Source organism: Mycobacterium gordonae, assembly GCF_002101675.1.
GTDB lineage: Bacteria > Actinomycetota > Actinomycetes > Mycobacteriales > Mycobacteriaceae > Mycobacterium > Mycobacterium gordonae.
On record NZ_LQOY01000207.1, the window covers coordinates 15,372 to 36,986 of the forward strand.

The 21,615-nt window shown below is 67.8% G+C and carries 13 protein-coding genes; 5 read left to right on the forward strand and 8 right to left on the reverse strand.

Annotated features, from left to right (window positions below):
• Positions 1-35: 35 nt before the first annotated feature.
• Together AWC08_RS25980 and AWC08_RS25985 are read left to right on the forward strand one after the other, a co-directional pair.
• Positions 36-920: an alpha/beta hydrolase gene (locus AWC08_RS25980; RefSeq protein ID WP_069432824.1), complete on the forward strand. Its 885-nt coding sequence runs from the start codon at positions 36-38 to the stop codon at positions 918-920.
• On the forward strand, positions 910-1,548 hold the full coding sequence (locus tag AWC08_RS25985) for a maleylpyruvate isomerase family mycothiol-dependent enzyme (protein WP_065137505.1): 639 nt from the start codon (positions 910-912) through the stop codon (positions 1,546-1,548). Before AWC08_RS25980 ends, AWC08_RS25985 begins: the two co-directional genes overlap by 11 nt.
• On the opposite strand, the gene AWC08_RS25990 is transcribed toward AWC08_RS25985, so the two are convergent.
• The 4 genes from AWC08_RS25990 to hrcA all read right to left on the reverse strand — a co-directional run bounded on the left by AWC08_RS25990 (position 1,522) and on the right by hrcA (position 5,106).
• Positions 1,522-2,061, reverse strand: a complete 540-nt coding sequence (locus tag AWC08_RS25990) for a nuclear transport factor 2 family protein (protein WP_065137504.1) — start codon at positions 2,059-2,061, stop codon at positions 1,522-1,524. The two genes, AWC08_RS25985 and AWC08_RS25990, sit on opposite strands and share 27 nt — an antisense overlap.
• Positions 2,054-2,836, reverse strand: a complete 783-nt coding sequence (locus AWC08_RS25995; protein ID WP_065137503.1) for a 16S rRNA (uracil(1498)-N(3))-methyltransferase — start codon at positions 2,834-2,836, stop codon at positions 2,054-2,056. Before AWC08_RS25995 ends, AWC08_RS25990 begins: the two co-directional genes overlap by 8 nt.
• 15 nt (positions 2,837-2,851) lie before the next feature.
• The gene (gene dnaJ, locus AWC08_RS26000) at positions 2,852-4,003 is read right to left on the reverse strand and encodes a molecular chaperone DnaJ (RefSeq protein ID WP_065137502.1); all 1,152 of its coding nucleotides are present in this window, start codon (positions 4,001-4,003) and stop codon (positions 2,852-2,854) included.
• 71 nt (positions 4,004-4,074) lie between these two features.
• Positions 4,075-5,106 carry a heat-inducible transcriptional repressor HrcA gene (hrcA, locus tag AWC08_RS26005; protein ID WP_065137501.1) on the reverse strand — a complete coding sequence of 344 codons (1,032 nt, stop codon included), beginning with the start codon at positions 5,104-5,106 and terminating at the stop codon, positions 4,075-4,077.
• Between the two features lie 149 nt (positions 5,107-5,255).
• Here hrcA and AWC08_RS26010 point away from each other — a divergent pair, with 149 nt between their 5' ends.
• Positions 5,256-5,564 carry a type II toxin-antitoxin system VapB family antitoxin gene (locus tag AWC08_RS26010; RefSeq protein WP_065137500.1) on the forward strand — a complete coding sequence of 103 codons (309 nt, stop codon included), beginning with the start codon at positions 5,256-5,258 and terminating at the stop codon, positions 5,562-5,564.
• Positions 5,565-5,647: 83 nt separating this feature from the next.
• On the opposite strand, the gene AWC08_RS26015 is transcribed toward AWC08_RS26010, so the two are convergent.
• Entirely contained in the window at positions 5,648-6,148 is a 501-nt protein-coding gene (locus AWC08_RS26015) for an MTB12 family secreted protein (RefSeq protein WP_065137499.1), read from the reverse strand.
• A 237-nt stretch (positions 6,149-6,385) separates the two neighbouring features.
• Between AWC08_RS26015 and AWC08_RS26020 the strand changes: the two genes are divergently transcribed.
• Positions 6,386-7,765 (forward strand): SagB family peptide dehydrogenase, encoded by a 1,380-nt coding sequence (locus tag AWC08_RS26020; RefSeq protein WP_065137498.1) that lies wholly within the window; start codon positions 6,386-6,388, stop codon positions 7,763-7,765.
• Here the strand turns inward: AWC08_RS26020 and AWC08_RS26025 are convergent.
• From AWC08_RS26025 to AWC08_RS26035, 3 genes are read right to left on the reverse strand one after another with little or no spacing between them, the layout of a single operon-like run.
• Entirely contained in the window at positions 7,762-11,238 is a 3,477-nt protein-coding gene (locus AWC08_RS26025) for a non-ribosomal peptide synthetase (protein WP_069432825.1), read from the reverse strand. The two genes, AWC08_RS26020 and AWC08_RS26025, sit on opposite strands and share 4 nt — an antisense overlap.
• 20 nt (positions 11,239-11,258) lie before the next feature.
• Positions 11,259-15,788 (reverse strand): non-ribosomal peptide synthetase, encoded by a 4,530-nt coding sequence (locus AWC08_RS26030; protein ID WP_069432826.1) that lies wholly within the window; start codon positions 15,786-15,788, stop codon positions 11,259-11,261.
• A gap of 9 nt (positions 15,789-15,797) precedes the next feature.
• Positions 15,798-20,849, reverse strand: a complete 5,052-nt coding sequence (locus AWC08_RS26035; RefSeq protein WP_069432827.1) for a non-ribosomal peptide synthetase — start codon at positions 20,847-20,849, stop codon at positions 15,798-15,800.
• 179 nt (positions 20,850-21,028) lie between these two features.
• Here AWC08_RS26035 and AWC08_RS26040 point away from each other — a divergent pair, with 179 nt between their 5' ends.
• Entirely contained in the window at positions 21,029-21,613 is a 585-nt protein-coding gene (locus tag AWC08_RS26040; RefSeq protein WP_069432828.1) for a GNAT family N-acetyltransferase, read from the forward strand.
• Positions 21,614-21,615: the final 2 nt, after the last annotated feature.

The window sequence follows — 21,615 nt, forward strand, 5'->3', positions numbered from 1 at the left end:
ATACAACACGTACATCGTACGTATTGGAGGAACCAGTGACCGCCCACACCACATTCCTGTCGCACGGCACCCGCTGCGCCGCCTGGATCACCCGCCCAACCGGCAACGGCCCGCACCCCGCCGTCGTCCTCGCACACGGACTGGGCGCCAACCACACCATGGCGTTGGCCCGGTACGAACACCATTTCGCCGGGGCCGGCCTGGCCACCTTGGCCTTCGACTACCGCAACCTGGGCGCCTCCGACGGGACCCCACGCCAACGCCTCAGCCTGGGCCGTCATCGCCAGGACATCGCCGCGGCGATCGAGTACGTTCGGGGCCTGCCCGACATCGACGCGGACCGGGTTGCGTTGTGGGGAACCAGCCTGGGAGCCATGCACGTCCTGCGGGTGGCCGCGGCCCGGCACGACATCGCCGCCGTGGTGGTCCAGTGTCCGATCGTCGACGGTCCGGCGACGCTGCGACGGCTGGGCCTGGCGGCGACACTGAGGATGGGGCCGGCGATCGCGGCGGACGCCGTTCGGGCTGCGCTGGGACGCGAACGCCGATATGTCCCGATCGTCGGACCACCGGGCAGCCTGGCCGCGGTCACCGTGCCCGGCGCCCAAGACGGCTGGGACTCCACGGTGGATGCCGGCGGATCGTTCGATAACCGCATCGCCGCTTCGTGTGTCGTTGAAATCGCCGTCACCGGCGCCAAGCGCGCGGCGCGCAATATCGCGGCTCCACTACTGGTGTGCGTGTCTCGAAAGGAGACGCTGATGGATCCGCGGCACGCCGAAGAGGTGGCGCGGCGCGCTCCCCGTGGCATCGCGCGGCACTACGACGCCGACCATTTTCAGGTCTATCATCCGCCGCTGCTGGACGAGTTGCTCGCCGACCAGACCGCATTCCTGCGGGAGCACCTCGATGTCGCGTGACATGTTGCGCACGAACGACATTCGATTTGTCGATGTGGCCCGCAGCCTAACGGACGCCGAGTGGGCACAACCCAGCCTGTGTGCCGAGTGGAGCAACCACGAGGTGCTGGCCCACCTGGTGCTGGGATACCGAATGCCGCCGCGTGAGTTGACCGTCGGGATGATCAGCCATCGCGGCTCCTTCGATCGGGCCAACGCCGCGGCGGCCGCCGATCTGGCCCGGCGGCATAGTCCGGCCGATCTCGTCAACCACTATGCGGCGCTGATCCACCGACCCCGGGGCATCGGACGGGTGTTCCCGCGTCGTCTGCTGTTGGGCGATCACGTGATTCACGAACTCGATATCATTTTCGCGCTGGGCCGGCACCCCGGCATCGGGCGCGAGACGTTGGCCGCCGTGCTCGATACGCAAGTGCGGATACCGAATCCGTTCGTACCCGCAGCGGCCCGAGCGCGGGGCCTGAAACTTCAAGCCGGCGATGCGGATTGGAGCCATGGCGAAGGCGTGCGGACGGTCAGCGGTACCGCCGCGCACCTGGCGTCGGTGCTTGCCGGTCGGCCGTGGGCGCTGCACCACCTCAGCGGTGACGGCGTGGAGTTATTACGCGCCCGGGTCTGCGCGCCCTAGCAACGTGTTCGACGGGAGATCCTTATCGAGTACCTTGTGCGCCTGCGCGGCTCCGGTGACCGGCAGCGACGCCTCGTCCAGCAAACCGATCTGCACCAGTAGCGAGGCCTGGTCCCAGTAGATCCGCTCATATGCCACGCGCTGTCCCTCGAAGCCCATCACGACGACCACCGGAAGCACGACCGCGCGACCGGTGGGCGGCACGCCGGGCAGAAACGTCGGCATTGCGATGTCGTGCGTGAACGACATCACCATCTCCTCGACCACGCGATCGGCGCCGACGGTACGGGAGACCGGCGTGATGGTGGTGTCGTCGGGCCAGCTCCCGATGAAGTACCTGCTGTAGAAGTCGGCCACCGCGGCGGCGCCCACGCCGCCCATCATGGTGGGGACGTGATTGACGAACGGTTCGGCGGTCATCGTGGCCATGGTCGCCTGCACGTCCATGGTGACGAACTCGCTGGCCACATGCTCGTCGAAGACCACACTCAGATCGTCCGCAGCGCTACTCATGACCGTCCCTTTCGCCATCGAGCGGTGCAGCATCCCAGCGCGGAGTCAGTACGCCGAGCGCACCGAGCGCCACCGCGGCGGCGGTCGAGGTGCGCAGCACCGTGGGGCCCAACCGTACCGTGACCGCGCCCGCGCCGGTCAGCGCGGCGATCTCCTCGGGCGCTATGCCGCCTTCCGGCCCGACCACCAGCATCACCGAATTCGGCTGCGCCACAGCCACATCGGCGATGCGATCGGTCGCGGACTCGTGCAGCGCCAGCACCGTGCCACCGGCTTCGACCTGCGCACGCACCCGCGCGGTCAGCGCCTTTGTCGACAACACGCCGTCGACCGGCGGGATGTGTGCCCGGCGGGACTGCCGGGCCGCCGAGCGTGCCACCGCCCGCCACCGGCGCAGGCCTTTGTCGACGCGCGCGCCTTCCCACGTGGCGACACAACGCGCCGCCTGCCAGGCTACGAACGCGTCGGCACCGGCCTCGGTGGCCAACTCGACCGCAAGTTCGGACCGCTCGGACTTCGGCAGCGCCTGTACAACCGTTACCGGCGGTGTGCCGGGTTCGCGAGTCCAGCGAGTCTGCACGCGGGCCCGAAGTCCTTCGCGCCCAGCGTGTTCCACCAGGCACCGGGCGAGCCCACCGGCACCGTCGCCGAGCACCAACTCCTCGCCGGGACGGATTCGCCGCACGGTGGCCGCGTGAAAGCCTTCGTCACCGTCTACGACGGCCAGTGCGCCGACGTCGGGCAGCGCATCGACATAGAACAGCGTGGCCACCATGTGAGCCGCGAAAGGTCAGCGGCCGGTGAAGGTTTCACGCAGGCGGCTGAACAGCCCGCCGTTGTTGGCGTGCGACGAGCGGACCTCGGCCACGTCACGGTTGCGGCGGTTCTTCAGCTCCCGCAAGAGCTCGGTGTCGTGGTTGTCCAGCCGGGTGGGGACCACCACCTCGACGTGCACGTGGAGGTCACCGCGGGTGCTGGACCGCAGATGCGGCATCCCGCGCCCGCGCAGCGTGATCACCGCGCCTGGCTGGGTGCCGGGCGGGATGACGATCTCACTGGTGCCGTCCAGGATGGCGTCCAGGCTGACGCTGACGCCGAGTGCGGCGTCGACCATCGGCACCGACACCGTGCAGTGCAGGTCGTCACCCTCCCGGGCGAAAATGTCGTGGGCCTGCTCGTGCACTTCGACGTACAGGTCGCCGGCCGGTCCGCCGCCGGGACCCACCTCACCCTGCGCGGCGAGCCGGACTCGCATGCCCTCCGCCACCCCGGCCGGAATCTTGACGGTGATGTCCCGCCGCGCCCGCACCCGGCCGTCTCCCATGCACTGGTAACACGGGTCGGGAATGACCACTCCCACGCCGCGGCAGGTCGGACACGGCCGCGACGTCAGCATCTGACCCAGCAGCGAACGCTGGACGGTTTGCACCTCGCCGCGACCGGCACAGGTGTCACAGGGCACCGGTGCCGAATCACCGTTGGTGCCCTTGCCCTGGCAGCGGTCACACAGCACCGCGGTGTCCACGGTGACCTGCTTGGTGACGCCGGTCGCGCACTCCTCGAGGTCCAGGCGCATGCGCAGCAGCGAGTCCGAACCCGGCCGCACCCGGCCGATCGGACCGCGGCCCGCGCCGCCGGCGAAGCCACCGCCGCCTCCGAAGAACGCCTCGAAGACATCACCCAGTCCGCCGAAACCACCGAATCCGCCGCCGGCGGCGGCGGCGTTCTCCAGCGGGTCGCCACCCAGGTCGACGATGCGGCGCTTCTCCGGATCGCTGAGCACCTCGTAGGCGACGCTGATGTCCTTGAATCGCGCCTGCGCTTCCTCGTCGGGATTGACGTCGGGATGCAGTTCGCGCGCCAGCTTGCGGTAGGCGCGTTTGATCTCCGCGTCGCTGGCGCCTCTGTTGACGCCGAGTAGCCCGTAGTAATCGCGTGCCACGATTCGCCTTTCTAGGCTTGTTGTGGCCGCCAGTCAGGCGGCCATCCAGAAAATCCGTGCCGGGTGCGCGCTCATCGAGCACCCAGAACTTCGCCGATATACATAGCAACCGCGGCAACACTGGCCATAGTTCCCGGATAATCCATGCGCGTGGGCCCCAACACTCCCATACCGCCGTAGACGATGTCGTTGGTGCCGTAGGCGGTGGACACCATCGAGGTACCGGCCATCTGCTCGGCCTCCGTCTCGTGGCCGATGCGTACCGTGACCTTCCCGGCTTCCTGCTGGGCCGCCAGTAACCGCAGCACCACCACCTGCTCCTCCAAGGCCTCCAGGATGGAGCGCAGCGAGCCACCGAAGTCGGCGGCATTGCGGGTCAAGTTGGCGGTGCCGCCCAGCAGCAGGCGTTCCTCGGTGTGCTCCACCAGGGATTCGAGCAGCACCGTGGCCGAACGACCGACGGCGTCGCCGAGCCCGTCTCCCCCGTGCAGCCGCCCCGCCAGGTCGGCCACCGCAACCGAGGCCGCCGAGAGCCGCTTGCCGACTAACGCCTGACCGAGCATCTCCCGCAGTTGCGCGAGCTGGTGGTCGTCGATGACGTCGCCGAGTTCGACGATGCGCTGATCCACCCGGCCGGAGTCGGTGATCACCACCATCAACAACCGAGCGGGAGTCAGGGCGATCACTTCCAGGTGGCGGACCGTCGAGGTGGACAGCGTCGGGTACTGCACGACGGCGACCTGGCGGGTCAACTGCGCCAGTAGCCGCACCGCACGGCGCAGCACGTCATCGAGGTCGACGCCGGACTCCAGGAAGCCCTGAATCGCGCGTCGTTCCGCCGAGGACAGCGGTTTGACGTCATCGAGACGGTCGACGAACTCGCGGTAACCCTTCTCCGTCGGAACCCGGCCGGAGCTGGTGTGCGGCTGGGTGATGTAGCCCTCGGCCTCCAGCACCGCCATGTCATTGCGGATGGTCGCGCTGGATACACCCAGGTTGTGCCGCTCGACCAGGGACTTCGACCCGATCGGTTCGTGAGTGGCGACGAAGTCGGCGACGATGGCGTGCAACACCTGGAAGCGACGCTCGTCAGCGCTACCCATTGCCTGTCACCCCCATCTTCATCTACCGGCCGCGTTCATTTTACGGGCTCGACGGGATCTGACCTGCCAACGGCTGATCCGCGGCTAATACCCCATCGGCCCGGCGCGGCAGATAGCCTTTGGCGAAACTCAGGCGAAAGCGACTGTCGATGATCTTCAAGGGCGTGCGGGACGGCAAGCCGTATCCCGAACACGGGTTGTCCTACAAGGATTGGTCTCAGATACCACCGCAGCAGATCCGCCTCGACGAATTGGTCACCACCACGACGGTGCTGGCGCTGGACCGCCTGCTGTCGGAGGATTCCACCTTCTACGGGGACCTTTTCCCGCACGCGGTGAAGTGGCGCGGCATCATCTACCTCGAGGACGGGCTGCACCGCGCCGTGCGGGCGGCGTTACGAAATCGGGTCGTGCTGCATGCCCGCGTTTACGACATGGACATGGGCCTACCCAACTGAGCCGGTCACATTTGCGCGGCGCGAGCAGACGCAGGAGCCCCCTTTTCGGGCTCGAAAAGGGGGCTCCTGCGTCTGGTCGCGGGTCAGCGTGACGCCGCCTGCAGCAGCTCCATCGCGGAACTGCGCGATAGCACCCAGCTGCCCTGGTTGACGAACGTGACGCTCTGGGTCACCGGAGGCGAGAGCTTCGGACCCGACACCGCCACATCGGCGGTGGCCGAATTGGCCGCGGCCGGCTGGATGTTGGTCACGTTGAACGCCAAGGGCAGATCGCCGTTCTTGGCAGCCTTCTTCAGCTGGTGGTCGGCGATGTGCGCCTCGGTGCCGCCTATGCCGCCTTCGACCAGATCGCTCTTGTTGGCGAACGGCACGTTGGGGTCGGCCAGGCTGGTGAGGATGCCGGTCAGCTGCGCGGAGCTCGGCAGGCCCGCCGGTGCCGGCGCCGGGTCCTGAGGCAGCGGTGCACCGAAAACGACTGGTTGCACCTGGTAGGCGACTGGGCTGGTGATGGCCGTCACACCCGCGGCTGCGGCGCCGATTGCGGCGACCGCCGCAGCACCGACGGCCAGCGACTTGATGGTCATATGGATCCCCCTCGAATTCGCACGCAGCGGCGGGAACATCGCTGAGCCGGCGCCACCCGCGTGTGGTGTATTTGTGCAGCTTGTGACTGTTGTTTCGTTTGGTAGCTTAATTATGTTACGTCCACGCTCCCGCTAACTCGACTGCGGTGGCTGTGCCGCAGCTGTGCGGGAGCTATGAATGTTGAGCGGCCGGCCACGGTCAGCTGCGGCTGAACCAACAGTGGAAGAGGACGCGCCATGTTCGCCGGCAGATACCCGGACCAGACGAGATTCGCGTTTCGCCCCGGCATCACCTGCCTGACCACCGGCGCCGGAGCGATACTGCTGAATCCCCCGCACAGCGAGAAGCTGGCCCGGTTGAGCACCGAACAATCGGCAGCGCTCAAAAGGTTGAACGTGGGCCCGGCGACGGTCTCGGACCTGGCCGGCGCGGGCCCTGGTGCGGCCCAGGCACGTGGCATCGAAGCGCTGATCGACCACCTGGCCACCCGCGGCTATCTGACCGTCACGTCATGTGGGGACGCGACTGATCTCTACTCGATCATTCCGTTCGGCCGGCCTCCGCCGCGGCCCGATCCGACGCCAGGCGCCTCGATGTCGAAATTCGCTGTGCTGCACAGCGACTCGGCCGGGTTTGTGCTGGAGCATCCGCTGGGCTGGTGCGATGTGCGCATCCATACGCCGCGATTGCTCCCACTGCTGGGCGGCCAGGTGTCGGACTGCCCGGACCTGCCGACCACCGTTGTGTCGCAATTCCTCGACGACCTGAGCTGGGCCGGTGCGCTCGTCCGTCCCGACGATGAGAAATCTTCCTTCGAGGCGCTGAGCTGGTCCGCCCCGGACCTGTGGTTTCATCGCCGCAGCACCCTCGGCCAGCGCGTGGTCACCTGGGACGACTTCGGTCCCACGAAATGGGCGAAAGGCCGATTCGCCCAGCCCCCGGGGCGCCGGACCGCCTATCCGGGTGATCCGGTCGCACTGCCGGTCCCAGATCTCGCGGTTCGGCGTTCGCAGGACCCGCCGCTGGCGGCGGTGATCGAAGATCGGGTCAGCACAAGGGCATTCGACGACGAGCGGCCCATCACCGCCGAGCAGTTGGGTGAGTTGCTCTACCGCACCGCGCGGACCCGGGGCACCCAGGCGGCAGCCGCGGGCGAAGAACTGCTGTCTCGTCCGTATCCCTCCGGTGGCGGCATCTACGAACTGGAGATCTACCCGGTGGTGCGCAGCGTCGCCGGCCTGGAATCCGGTATGTACCACTACGACTCGTTCGAGCATGCACTGTGTCCGGTCGCCGCCGCCGATGCGCCGGCCACCACCCAACTGATCAAGCCGGCCGCGGCGACGCTGGCCGGGGGCGCCGAACCGCAGGTGGTCCTGGTCATCGCGGCACGCGCCGGCCGGATGATGTGGACCTACGAACAGATCGCCTACGCCACCGTCCTCAAGAACGTCGGCGCCCTGATGCAGACCGTCTACCTGGCCGCGACCGCGATGGGTCTCGGCGTGTGCGCGCAAGGGTTTTCCGACACCGCCGCATTCGTTGCGGCCACCGGAGTCGACGAACGTCAGGAGTGCAGTGTCGGCAGCATCATCGTCGGGTCCCGCACGCCCTAGCCCTCGGCCAAGACCTCCTCGTCGGTCAACGCAGCGATGTCGAGGTAGTGGCGCGCGATGACGGCCAGGCGTCGCGGCGTGCCGCGCGCCGACTCACGGTCCTCCAAGCGTGCGGCCAGGCCCGCTACCGTGCGGGTGGCGAACAGGTCGGCCACCACCGCATGATCGACGTCCAGCCACTCCCGCACCCGCGCGACGACGGCGGTGCCCAATACCGAGTCGCCCCCGAGCGCGAAGAAATCGTCATGCACACCAACCGATTCCAGCCCCAGCGCCGCGGCGACGAAGTCGGCCAGCGCGGCCTCGAGATCGGTGGGCGCTGCGGTGTCACGGCCTGCGGGGTGTGGTTGCAGGAGCGCGACCACCGCGCGACGGTCCAGTTTGCCGTTGGGGGTCAGCGGAATTCGCTCGAGGATTTCGATGCGGGCCGGAATCATGTAACTCGGCAGCAGATCGGCGAGCGCTTCGGCGACGTCCCCACCGGTCAACGCCGCCGGCTCACCGGCGATCGCCGCAACCAGCATCGGCGCGCCGGCGCCGACGACGGCCGCTACGGCCTGCTGGACTCCCGGGACACTACGCAGCGCGTTTTCCACCTCGCCGAGTTCGACGCGGTAGCCGCGGATCTGCACCTGGTGGTCGGCGCGGCCGAGGAATTCGATGGTGCCGTCTGGCCAGTATCGGGCCATATCGCCCGTCTTGTACCAACGGATGCCGTCGTGTTCGACGAAACGTTGCGCGGTGCGTTCGGGGTCGTGCCGGTAGCCCGCCGCGACGTTCGCACCACCTACCCAGAGTTCACCCGGAACCCAGTCCAGGCAGTCGCGGCCGGACGGCGAAACCACGCGGCACCGGACATTGCGCAACGGCACACCGAACGGCACCGTGGCCCAGTGCGCCGGAGGCACGCCCACCACCTCACAAACGGTGCTGTGGATCGCCGTCTCCGTCGCTCCGCCCAGGCCGGCAAACCGGCAGCCGGGAGCCACCGTCGGTAGTCTGCGGGCCAGCTCGGCGCCCACCCAGTCACCGCCGAGCAGCACCGCCCGCAACGAGCCGAGTCCCGCCGGGGCCCCCTGCAGGATCATGTCGAGGATGCCCGGAACGCAGTTGAGAATCGAAACCTGGTGGTGGCGAATCAGTCTCACCCAGTGGTCCGCGTCCGCCTGGGTGGCGTCGACGACGACGACCGCGCCGCCGGCGGAGAACATGCCGAAGATGTCGTACACGGACAGGTCGAACTCGAGCGCGGACACCCCCAGCGCTCGATCCGACTTGCCTACTTCGAACCACTCGTTGACGGCGTCGATGGTGTTCATCGCCGCGCTGTGCGGAACTTCCACTCCCTTGGGCAGACCCGTCGACCCCGAGGTGAACAACAGGTAGGCAATCGCCCCAGTATCCGGAAAGACGGCTTCCGGCAACGGGTTTGGATGGTTGCGCGCGGCATCGACACCGACGCACGGGAGGCCCAGCCCGAGGTCGGAGCCCGCGACGGTCAGCGCCGCGACGACGTCCGCGGTTTGCAGTATTCTGGCGCGGCGCTCATCCGGCTGGTCATAGCCGATGGGCACGTACGTCGCGCCGGCCGCGAGGACGCCCAGCACCGCCGCAATCTGGTCGCGACCTTTGGGTAACTGGACGGCAACGGCGTCGCCAGGCTGAACGCCGCACGCCCGCAACGCCCCGGCCACCGCGAGCGAATTCTTCGACAGCTCCCGGTAGCTCCAGGCGCCGGCAGCCTCGCCACAGCCCCACAGCACCGCCGGGTCATTCGGACGACGGGCGGCGTGCTCGTAAAACCCCTGGTGCAGACACCGTCCCGTAACGGGGCCGTCGGTGGAGTTGACGGCCGCCCGCACCGTCGCCTGCGCGCGCGGTAGCCGCACCGCGGCCTCGGCGTCCCAGCCCGCCTCGCCTTCGGCCAGGCGCCCGACCGCCTCGGTGAACCTGTTGAACATGGCGTCGACCATGCCGGCCGGGAACGCGGATTCGCGCACGTCCCAATTGATCAGCAACCCGCCGCGCAGTTCGGTGATCTGGACGTCCAGCAGCACCTGCGGACCCTGCGAGATGATCCACACCGGTTCGCCGAATGCCTCGACGACGTCCTCGGCGAACAATTCCCCAAGGTCGAGCGCGCTGGTGAACACCACTGGCGCCAGCACCGGCTCGCCGCGCTGCCGACCCAGGTCGCGCAATACCTCCAGGCCGGAGTAGCAGGAGTGCGAACCGCTTTCGTACATGCTGCGCTGCACGGCGCGCGCCCGGTCGGCCACCGACATGTTCTCGCCGACGTCGACCTCGAGCATGATCGACGACGTGAAATCTCCTATCACCCGGTCGATGTCGGGGTGCACCGGTTCGCGTTGAAACAGTGGGACGTTGAGCAGGAACCGGTCCTGCCCAGACCATCCGCCGATGGTGTCGGCGAAGACCGCGGCCAACGCCACGGCCGGGGTGACGCCGCGGGCGTGGGCACCCGAAACGAGCTTGTCCTTGGCTTGCGGCGTCAGCCAGTGGTCGTACCGCACGGTGCGATGGGGCGATCCACGCTCGCCCATCGGCGCGGTGGGAAGTTCAGGCGCTCCGGGCATTTCGGAAAGGCGCCGCTGCCACCACTGCCGGTCCCGCTCCCGCCTGGCGTCAACGTCGTGACTATGCCGGCTCTCGACGCGGTAGCGCTGGTAGCTGTAACCGGGCGGCGACAATGTGGCCCCGCGATACAGTCCGGCCAGATCGCCGGTCAGAACGCGGTAACTCATCGCATCACCGGCCAGCATGTCGACGTCCAGATGCAAGCGACTACGGTTCCCGTCGCGCAGGGTCAACGTGACGTCGATGACCTGGCCGTCCTCGATTGCCAACCGCTGATGGGTTTTTCGATCCCGCATGTCGGCCAGCACGGATTCGGCGGTCGAGCGGTCGTGTCCTCGCAGATCCACCACGCTGAACACCGGGCGGCCTGGCCGGGGCAGGGTCTGCTGGGTGCCGTCCGGCAGAAATCGGGTCCGAAGCATGGGATGCGCGGCGACAAGATCACGAACCGCCCGCTCCAGCCTACCTGGATCGATTGCCCCGCAATCGAACTCAACATAGAGATGGGCGGCCACTCCGCCCAGCTCCTGCTCGTCGGATCGCCCGACCCAGTACGCGTGCTGCATCGGGGCCAACGGGAACGGCGCGTACTCGTCGAGCTCCGGTTCCGTCCGGAACGGCGGGGCCGCCGTTTCGGCCGGTTCTCCGCAGAGCAGAGCATGCCACGAGTCAACCGTGGGTTTCGCCGCCAGCTCGGCGAAGGTGATGGCGGCGCCGCGCTTACGCCATCCTCCGGCCATCGCCATCATGCGAATCGAGTTCAGCCCCAACTCGATGAGGTCGTCTTGGTCAGCGATGTCTTCGGCAGGGCAGCCGAGTTGGGCCGCGATGGTGTCCTTGATCTCGTCCCTGCTGATCCATTCCTCGCCGGGCACCGTTGCTGATCCTTCCCGTGTCACGCCGCGGCTTCCAGCCCGGCGGCAAGTGCGGCCAGGGTGCGCTGCCACAGTTGCGTCAGCACCTCGATGTCGGCCGGCGTAAACAGGGCAGCACTCCACAGCATGGTGTTGACGAGTTCCGCTCCGGCTGCGGTGCGCCGGACCAACAGACTCATGTTCAGTGCGAAACGCAGCGGTAGATCCGGCTCGGGATCGACTGGCAATTCATCGATCTCGTGCCCTCCGATCAACGTCCACGGTTCGTCGGTGACCACCCCGAGGTCCAAGCGGCCCAGGTAGTTGAACAGCACCTGCGGCTCAGTCGCCGCTTGCAACTCCGGGATGCGGTTGACGTAACGGAGCAATCCGTAGTCCAGGCCGCCGAAGGGAACCGCGTCCAGATGCGCGGTCACCGAGTCGAGCAGTGTGCGGCCGACCTCGGGTGCCGCCTCGAGCCGCTCGATATCGACGGCGGCCGAACCGCCCCCGAGCCGGACGGGGAAAGCGGAGGTGAACCAGCCGACGGTGTTGGACGTGTCGGCGTCCAGGAGGGTATCGGCCCGGCCGTGACTGTCCAACGCGATCACCGCACCCGAGGATGGATCCTGCGCCCGCAATCGGCGCCAACTCGCCAGCACGACCGTCACGGCGCACAGCAGGATCTCACGCATTCGGTCGTCGCGGGTGAGGGTGGCCACCAGTCGCTCACTGACGTCAACCGGCGAGACCACGTTGCTGACTCGCAGCGTCGACCAGGTGTCGCGGGTCGGGTCCGGGTGCCGGGCCCCCAGGGCAGGATCGGGTTCGCGCAGCAGCGCGGCCCAATATTCGCGCTGGGCGTTCACCTCGGGCGCCGCCGCCCTGTCCCACATCAATTTCGACCACCGGCGGTAGGACGTGAACTCCGGCAATGCTTTCGGCGCGGCGCCCGCCTGGACCGATCGCCAGCCCTCCGCGACATCGCTGAGCAGAATGTGCCAGGACACCACATCGACCACCAGGTGGTGGATCGTCAGCAGCAGCAGCTGGCGCTCCGCCGCGCCATCGAACCACACCGCCCGCATCATCGCGCCCGCATGGGGATCGATCTCGTCGATCACCCGCCGCGCCGAAATTCCCACCAGCGCGGCTAATTCGGCATCCGTCCCAGTGGGCAGCTGCACCCGGGACAGCAGCTCAGCGGCAACCACGACACCGGGCTCACGAGTCACCAGACGAGCCCCGTCGGGTGTATCGGTCAGGATCGATCGCAACGCCTCGTGCCCGTCCAGCACGAGCTGCAGCAGCTGCTCTATCCCCGGGGCATCGATGCCGACCGGCAGCCGCAGCAGCACCGTGTTGGTGAAGCGCCGATAGTTGCCGTACTCGTTCACCCAGGACACGATCGGCAGCGGCGGGACTTCGCCGTATTCGGTATCGGCGACCATCGGGTCGGACCCTCCCGCGGTGTCCATTGCGGCCGCCAGCAGGCGGATGGTCGGCGCCGTGAACACCATGCGAGGGCTCAGTGCCAGACCGCGCCGCCTGGCCTTGTGCACCAAACCGATCGCCACGATGCTGTCCAGCCCGATGCTGAAGAAGTCGTCGTCCAGGTTCGGCGTCACTCCGTTGAACTGTTCGGCGAACAGCTCGCAGAGCGCCCGCTCAGTGTCGGTGGACGGGGCCACCGGCCCACCACCGCCCACGGCGAGTTCCTCGCGCGCCAACTCCTGTAGCGCGTGACCGTCCAGTTTGCCATTGGCGTTCACCGGCAGCCCGGGTAGTGCCACGATCCGTGCCGGAACCATGTACGCGGGCAGGCATTCGGTCAAAGCGACCCGCAACCGAGCGGTGTCAGGTTCCCTATCGCCCTGCCAGACAACGAAACTCACTACCGTGGCACCGCCCGCTCGCCGCACCACCGAGACGGCCGCGTCGTGTACGCCGGGCTGCGATCGCAGCGCCCCCTCGATCTCGCCGATCTCCACCCGGTAGCCGCGGATCTTGACCTGGGTGTCCCCGCGTCCCAGATAGGCCAGACCGCCGTGCGGCAAACGCCGCACCAGGTCACCGGTGCGATACATGCGCTGTCCCGGCCGGAAGGGATCGGCCACGAAGCGGGCGGCCGTCATCGCGGGTTGGCCGACGTAGCCGCGTGCAAGCTGATGGCCGGACAGGTAGAGCTCTCCGACCGCGCCGTGGGGGACGACACGTAAGGCCGAATCCAGCACATAGCCGCGGGTTTCGGCGTTGACGGTTCCGATGGTCGGTGCCGGGTAGTCACGCACGGCGGCGACCACCGCCTCGACGGTCGCTTCGGTGGGCCCGTAGCAGTTGTACACCGCGCCTGCCGGCAGCGCACGAAGCTGCTGCCACAGCACAGTGTTTATCGCTTCACCGCCCAACGCGAGCACGGCGAGGTGCTGATCCGATAATCCGGCGGCCCGCAATTGAACCAGCATCGAGGGAGTGGTGTCGATCATGTCGATCCGGTGATCGGCGATCCCTTGCACCAGGCGGTCCGCGTCGCGCATCTCCTGCGCGTCGAACAGGTGAATTCCGTGTCCGTCGAGCAGACCCACCATCGGCTGCCACGACGCGTCGAAGCTCAGCGACCACGCGTGTGCGATACGCATCGGCCGGCCCAGCCGCTGCCAGGCCGGGCGGTAGACACGCTCGCGGTGGTCGTCATGGTAGCTGAGCAGAGCGCCATGGGTGCCGATCACACCTTTCGGCTCGCCGGTGGAGCCCGACGTGAAGATGACGTAGGCGCTGCTATCGGGATGGCGCGCTACGGTCGGGGCGACGGCATCGCGCCGCGAGATGCGCTTGGCCACCTCGGGGTCGTCGATGACCAGGGTCGGAAGCTCGGCTGAGGCCAGTGCCGCGCTGTCGGCGTCGCTGATCGCCAGCACCGGGTTGGCCTGGCGCAGCATCGATTCGATGCGCGCGCCGGGCAGGGTGACATCGATCGGCAGATAGGCGGCGCCGGCGCCCAGTACCCCGAGGATCGCCACGATGGATTGCGCCGAGCGTCGCATGACCAGTGCGACAACGGTTTCCGCGCCGATCCCGCGCTCCGCCAACTCGCCGGCCAGTCGCGCCGCACCGGCATGGAGTTCGGCGTACGTCCAGCGCCCCCCGTCGCTGGTGGTCAGGGCGAGCGCCTCGGGGGTGGCGAGGGCCTGCCGCTCGAACGACTCCCACACATTGGCTTCAGGCCGGGGAGCAAGCTCGGCGTGCCGGAAACACTCGGCGCGTTCCGCCGCGGTCAGCACCTCCAGCGCCTCGGGCGTTCGGTCCCCGATGCCGGGCAGCTGGCGCAGCACCGCGACCATGCGCTCGCAAATCTGAGCCCCCGGAAAATGTTGCAGTGCTTCGGCGATCGCCTCGACGACCACGATCAATCGGTCGTCGATCTGGTGCGACACCACGGTCAGCGGATAGTGCGTCAGGCTCTCACCGGAGACCGCGGCGAAGCGGGTGCCGTCGGAGGTGGTGACCGGCCGGATGGCGTCGTGCAGCGGTGCGTTCTCGAACACGAACAGGGTGTCGAACAGGCTGCCACGGCCGTCGGCGCGTTGCAGTTCCGACAGGCTCAGGTAGCCGATGCCCCGCATCGTCGACGAATCCCGTTGCAGCCGGGCGCACTGCTCGACGACCGGGACGGTGCCGCTCACGGTGTGCACCACCGGGACAGCGTTGATGAACAGTCCGACCATGGTCTCTACGCCGGGCAGTCGCTCGGGACGTCCGGAGACGATGGTGCCGAAAACAAGGTCCCGGCGGTCGGTGAGCCGGCTGAGCACCACGGCCCAGGCGAACAGCACCGCGGTGTTCAGCGTCAGCCCGTTGCGTGCGGCCCAGTCCCGCAGCCGGCTCGTATCTTCGGCCGTCAGCAGCAGCTGAGACTTCTCCGGCACGCCCGCTGCGACGGTGCCCTCGCCCAGCATCAGCGGAGCGCTCACACCCTGCAGATACTTCGTCCAGGTCGCGGTGGCAGCGGCCCGGTCCTGTGTTGCGAGCCAGGCGATGTAGTCACGATAGGGGCGGGCGGCGGGTAGCCCGTCGGCGCGACCTCCCGCCTCGTAGACCGCGAGCATTTCGGTGAAGAAGACGCCGAGTCCCCAGCCGTCCACCAGAATGTGGTGGGCGGTGACGATCATCCGGCGCCGTTCCCCGCCGGGAACGGTGAGCAGAACCACGCGCAGCGCGGGACCTCGGCTCAGATCGAACGGGCGGTGCCGCTCCGAGCGGGCTATCGAATCGAATTCCTCTGGTGTCGCCACTCGTTCGGACCAGGGCAGCTCCGCGTGGGAGGGCACGATCTGAACCGGCCTGGGCACGTCACGATCCCAGAACGCGGCGCGCAGGTTCGGGTGGCGCTCCAGCATGGCCGCCGCGCTGCGGCGCAACAGCGCGACGTTCAGCGGCCCGTCGATGTCGACGACGATCTGCATGGTGTAGATGTCGAGGCTGTCCTGCGCGAGGCGGGACAACGCGAACAGCCCCTCCTGCAAGGGACTTAGCGCGAGAACGTCCTCGATCTGTGGCGGGGAAGTCGGCACGGTGTCCCGCTACTGCTGAAGCCAGGAGGCGTTGAGCGCGGCCAAGGCGTCGGAGTCGAGGCCCGAGGCACTCATCGGCGCGCTCTGCAAGACGGGCGCTGGGACGTCGGAATCCGGTTGTGCCGCAGCCGCATTGCCGGCGGCGTCCACGGCGCCGGCCACCTCGGCGAGGGTCATGTGCTCGAAGACCATGACCGGGGCCAGGGCGAGGCCGGCCGCGTTGGCGCGTGCGGACATCTGTACGGCGATCACGCTGTCGCCCCCGAGGGCGAAGAAGTTGTCTTCCCGGTCAACGCCGGAGATCTCCAGCAGCTCTTCGAGCAGGGCGATCAGCGCGCGTTCGGTCTCGGGGGAGCCGACGGGCTTCGAGGCGGATACTTCCAGCGCTGCGGGCGGCGCCATCAGTTCGGCCATGACATCGGCCGGCAGCAACTCCAGTTCCGAAACCGGGCGGTCCGGGTTCGTCACGAACGCATCGAGCAACCGGTCGAACGCAGCGGCCAGGTGTCGAACCGTCTGCGGCTCATAAAGATCGGCGCTGGCGAGGAACCGCACCTCGAGCCCCCCGTCGGGCACCACACTGACGCTCACGTCGAGATCCAGCAGCGACATTCCGAACTCCATGGGAACGGGCACTACGGTCGTTCCGGGGGTGGCGAGGTTCCGCGGCGCCTGCGCCCAATCCTCGGTGCGGAAGTGCAGCGAGGTCTGGAAGAACGGGTGGTTGCGCGCACTCGAACGCGGCGGGTTGAGCGCTTCGACGAGCCGGTCGATGGGCAGCTCTTGGTGCGACAGCGCGTCGAGTACCGTTGCGCGGCAACGTGCGAGCGTGGTTCGCAGACTCGGATCGCCCGCCAGGTCATTGCGCAACGCCAGCACGTTGGCGAAAGGCCCGTCCACCTTTGCCACCGCGACGTCGTCGCGCGAGGCGACCGGAGTGCCGATGACGATGTCTGTGCCTGCGCCGACCCGGTGCAGCAACGCCGCCAGGGCGGCTTGATAAACCATGAACTCACTGGCGCCGGCGTGATCGGCGAGCACGGTCAGCAGGGCACGTCGCGCCGCCGGCACCGCGAACGTGACCGACTCGGCGCGCTGGCCCACCACCGCCGGACGCGGGCGGTCGGCCGCCATCGGGACTTCGGCGGGCAGTCCGGCCAGTGCCGCGCGCCAGTGGTCCAACTCGGACGCTGCCCACTGCTCCGGGGAGTCAAAGGTATCCCGTTGCCACAGTGCGTAATCGATGAACTGCAGTGGCAGCGGGTCCCACTGCGGCACCCGGCCCGTGCAGCGTGCCTGGTAGGCGGTGATCAGGTCTTCGTAGATGACCCCGAGCGAATTGTGGTCGGTGACGATGTGGTGGATGAGCACGACGAGCACATGGGTTCGGGGGTCGAGCTTGAGCAGTGTCGGACGGATCATCGGGCCGGACGTCAGATCGAACAGGTAGCCGCGCAGCGCCGCGATCGTGGCGTCGGCCTCCTCGGCGGCGACCTCGCGGACCGGTAGGTCCAGTCTCAGAGTCGGCTGCGCGAACTGATACGGAATGCCTTCGTGCTCAAGAAAAACGGTGCGCAGGGCCTCGTGTCGCGCCACCACGTCGTTGAGGGCGTCGATGAGTGCGGGCACATCCAGCGGACCGGTGAAGCGCAGCGTGAGTCCAAGATTGAAGACGTCGTTGGCTCCCCGCATCCGGTGTTGGAACCACATGGCCAACTGCGAGTAGGACAAGGGGGGACGTTCGGGGCGAATCGTCGCGACAAGTTCCGGACGGCCCGAGGGTCCCGCGGGCAGCTCAGCACCGCACTCGTCGTCGAGGTCCACGTCATCGAGGTCGATGCCGAAGGCGGCACGAAACTCTTCGGTCAGCCGGGCGGCCAACCCGGCCGGTGTCGGAGCGTCGAACACGGTGCGGACACTGCAGTCCACCCCGATCTCGGCGCGAATCTGCGCGACCAGACGAGCCGCCAACAGCGAATGACCGCCCAGGTCGAAGAACGAATCGTCGACGCCGACCCGCTCGCTGCCGAAGAGGCGGCCGAAGACGGCGCACACCCGCCGCTCCGTCGCCGTCGCCGGAGCGCGGTAGCCGCGAGCGTTGACCGGGGTCGGCGCCGGAAGTGCCCGTTTGTCCAGCTTGCCGTGGACGGTCAGTGGGATGTCGGAGATCACCGCAGCCGCCGTGGGCACCATGTACTGCGGCAGCGAAGCGGCGGCATGAGCCTGAATCTCGTTGAGAGACAGCTTTATCGGGCCCGAGTCGGCGGGCGTCGCCGGCACCAGGTAGGCAACCAGCCGTGCCCCCGCCGGGGTTTCCTCCGCCAGCACCAGGCAGTGCCGCACCGCCGGATGCGTGGCGATCACGGACTCGACTTCGCCGAGTTCGATCCGGAAACCGCGGACCTTGACCTGCTCGTCGGCGCGGCCGACGAATTCCAATTTTCCGGCCTGGTTGCGTCGTACCAGATCACCCGTCCGATACAGCCGCATCCCCGGATTGAACGGGTCGGCGACGAATCGCTGCGCGGTCAGCGCTGGACGTCCGAGATATCCCCGGGCCAGTTGCACACCGCCCAGGTACAGCTCACCGACCACGTCGGCCGCAACCAGCTGCAACTCCTGATCGAGCACATAGGCGTACACGTTCTGGTTCGGCACGCCGATAGGCACCACACCCGCACCCTGGCGTCCCTTGACGGGCATGTGCGTGGCGCAGATGACCGCCTCCGTCGGCCCGTAGTGGTTACGCAGCGAGGCATCGAAGTGTTCGGCGAACCTGTCGGCCACCTCGCCCGGAAGCGCTTCCCCGCCCACCGGCACATGACGCAGCTGTCGCCACTGGCCTGGCTGTGGCAGCAACAGCAGCGTGCTCAGCATCGAGGGCACCATGTGCAGCACGGTGACTCCGTGGCGGCTGATCAGATCCGCGATGTAGGAAACGTCGCTGAACGCATCGACTTTCGGAATGACCAGCCGCGCGCCGATGGACAACGGAGCGAAGATCTCAATCACCGAGGCGTCGAAGCTCACCGACGACGTCTGCAGCAACCGGTCAGCGGGCTCGAGGCTCCACTCCTGCAGGAATCCGGCAATATGGTCGGCGATCGCATGATGCGGCACGGCCACACCTTTGGGCTGTCCGGTGGATCCGGAGGTGTAGATGACGTACGCCAAGTGCTCCGGACGTAGCGGGCAACGCCGGTCGGCGTCGGTGGGCGCGGCGCTTGGCAATGCCGCTGCGGCCTCTTCGGCCGCGCCGAAATCCTGGCGGCCCAACACCAACACCGGCGCGGCGTCGGCGATCAGGTAGTCGATGCGTTCGTCGGGAAAAGCGGGGTCGATCGGCAGGTAGGCCGCACCGGCTTTCAGTACGGCGAACATGGCGACGACGAAGTCGAGGGACGTCGTCATGCGCAGGCCTACGATGTCGTCGGGCCCGATCCCGTTGCCGATCAACCAGCGCGCCAGCCTGTTTGCTCGCCCGTGTAATTGCGCGTAACTGAGCTCGGTGTCCTCGAACATCACGGCGACCGCATCCGGGGTCGCGGCGGCGGCCGTTTCCAGCGCGGCGACGACGGTGCTCGCCGGCCTTTCGACGAGGACACCCACGGATTGCGTGAGCAGGGCTTCCCGCTCGCCGGGACCGAGGAGAGCCAGCCTGTCGATCCGGTGTCCGGGCTCGCACAGCGCGCTGTTGAGCAGCTCCCGATAATGCCGCAGCAACTGCCCGATAAGCTCGTCACCCAGTACATCGGACTGGTATTCGAACTCGGCGGTGATCCCCTCGGGATCCAGCACGACCGCCAGGGCAAGTGGAATCGGGGCGCACACCGCACCCAGCTCGAGCTGCCGAGCCCGCATCCCTTCCAAATGAAGTCCAGTCACGCTCTTGCGCATGCTGAACCCCAGCCGGACCAGTCGATCCATCCCGTCGTGTCCGGCGCTGCGTTCCGGGTTCAGTTCGCGTACAACGTGATCGAGCCCAACGGACTGGTGCGCGAAAGCACCGAGGCAGGTCTCTTGCACGGTGTCGACCAGGGCGGCGAACGTCTGCTCCGGTCGCAGGCGCATCCGCAGCAGCAGCGTGTTGCCGAAGTAGCCGATCGCCCCCTCGGCGGCGGCCCGACGCTCGGTGACCGGAACCGAGATCAGGAAGTCGGCGGCGCCCGTGTAGCGCCGCACCAGTGCTCCGTATGCCGCCAGCAACACCATGAACGGTGTGGCGGAGCGTTCCCGCGCGAACGACTCGACCCGGGCGAACAGGTCTGGGGGCAGTGTCGCGGTGCGGTGGTGCGCCCGGGTGGACGGCTTCGGCGCTCCGACGCCGGGCAGCTCCAGCGGATCGGGCAGCGGGGACAGGGTGTCGCGCCAGTAGTCGAGGTCGGCGTCACTGCCGAGCGTCTCACCCTCCAGCACTTCAACCGCAACGTATTGCGGCGCTTGCACATTGGCGATGCCAGCGCTGTACGCCGCGCTCAGCTCGCCGAAGAAGACCGTCCAGCAGTCATCGTCCCAGCAGATGTGGTGCACCACCAGCAGCAACACGAATTCGTCCGGCGCGGTCCGGAGCAGCGTCGCCCGCAGCGGCAATTCTTCGGCCAGATCGAAGGGCCTGCCGAACTCGCGGTGTGCCAGCGCCTCGACTTGCTGAGCCGCCGCGCCGGTCGAGCCGCCGGATATATCCTGCGCGTGCCAGGCGATGTCGACGTCGTCGGCGAAGACCTGATACGGCTCGCCCTCGGCGTCCACACCATAGGTCGTCCGCAGGATCGCATGCCGCGCAACGACCGTCGCTAAGGCGGTCCGCAGCCGCGTTTCGTCCACCGCGCCCGACAGCCGATACCCCACACAGATGTTCAGCGTGGCATCGGAGGGGTTCATGGCCTGCACAAACCACATCCGGCGCTGTCCGGCGGACAGCGGGTAGCGTTCGCCCGCCGAGATAGCGGTTCGTGTGGTCGATTCGGTTGTCGTCAAACCGCTTTCGGCGATCCGGCGGCGCAGCAACTCGCGCCGGCGTTCCTGCACGGTCGCAGCGTCGTGGGATACCACCGGTTTCATTGCGGAACCCGTTCCCCGATTGCGACGCACACGGACGTTCTCCTCCCACACCGGCGCTCAGGCTGGCCGGTCGTCGAATCCGGCTCACGGCCCGCAGATTATGTTAGCCTTCGCTAAGTTGAGGACTGTACACGGCCAGTCCTGCGAATGTGGCGCTGAATTCGTGCAGGAGGGCATCCGTGACGGAAGCGACTAGCGTCGACCCACCTGACCTGCTGCGCCGGTGCGCCACACCGGAGCGCGACGGGCTCCCGGGCACCTTCACGCTACGTTTGCTGGACCCGGACGGCGACCTCGATGTGCTGCACTCCTGGATGAACGACCCCGAAGTGGCTCGGTACTGGAACAAGGCCTGGCCACGCGAACAGATCGCCGCTTACCTGCGCGAACAGCAACTCAGCAGCCACTCGACCCCGTATGTGGGTGAGCTGAACGGCGTCCCGATGAGCTACTGGGAGCTTTACCGAGCCGACCTTGACCCGCTCGCTCAGTACTACGACGCCCGCGAGCACGATGCCGGCGTCCACTTGTTGCTGGGTCCCACCGACTGCCGCGGACGCAGGCTGGGCGCCGATCTGTTGCGCGTGGTCTCGGCCTGGCAGTTGGATGCCGATCCGCTGGCCACTCGGGTGATCGGCGAACCTGACGCCAGCAACGTGCGCCTGATCCGGGTGGCCACGCTCGCGGGCTTCCGCCACGTCGCGGACATCGACCTGCCCCACAAGCGGGCGGCTCTGATCATCAGAACCCGGGACTCGCTCTGAGC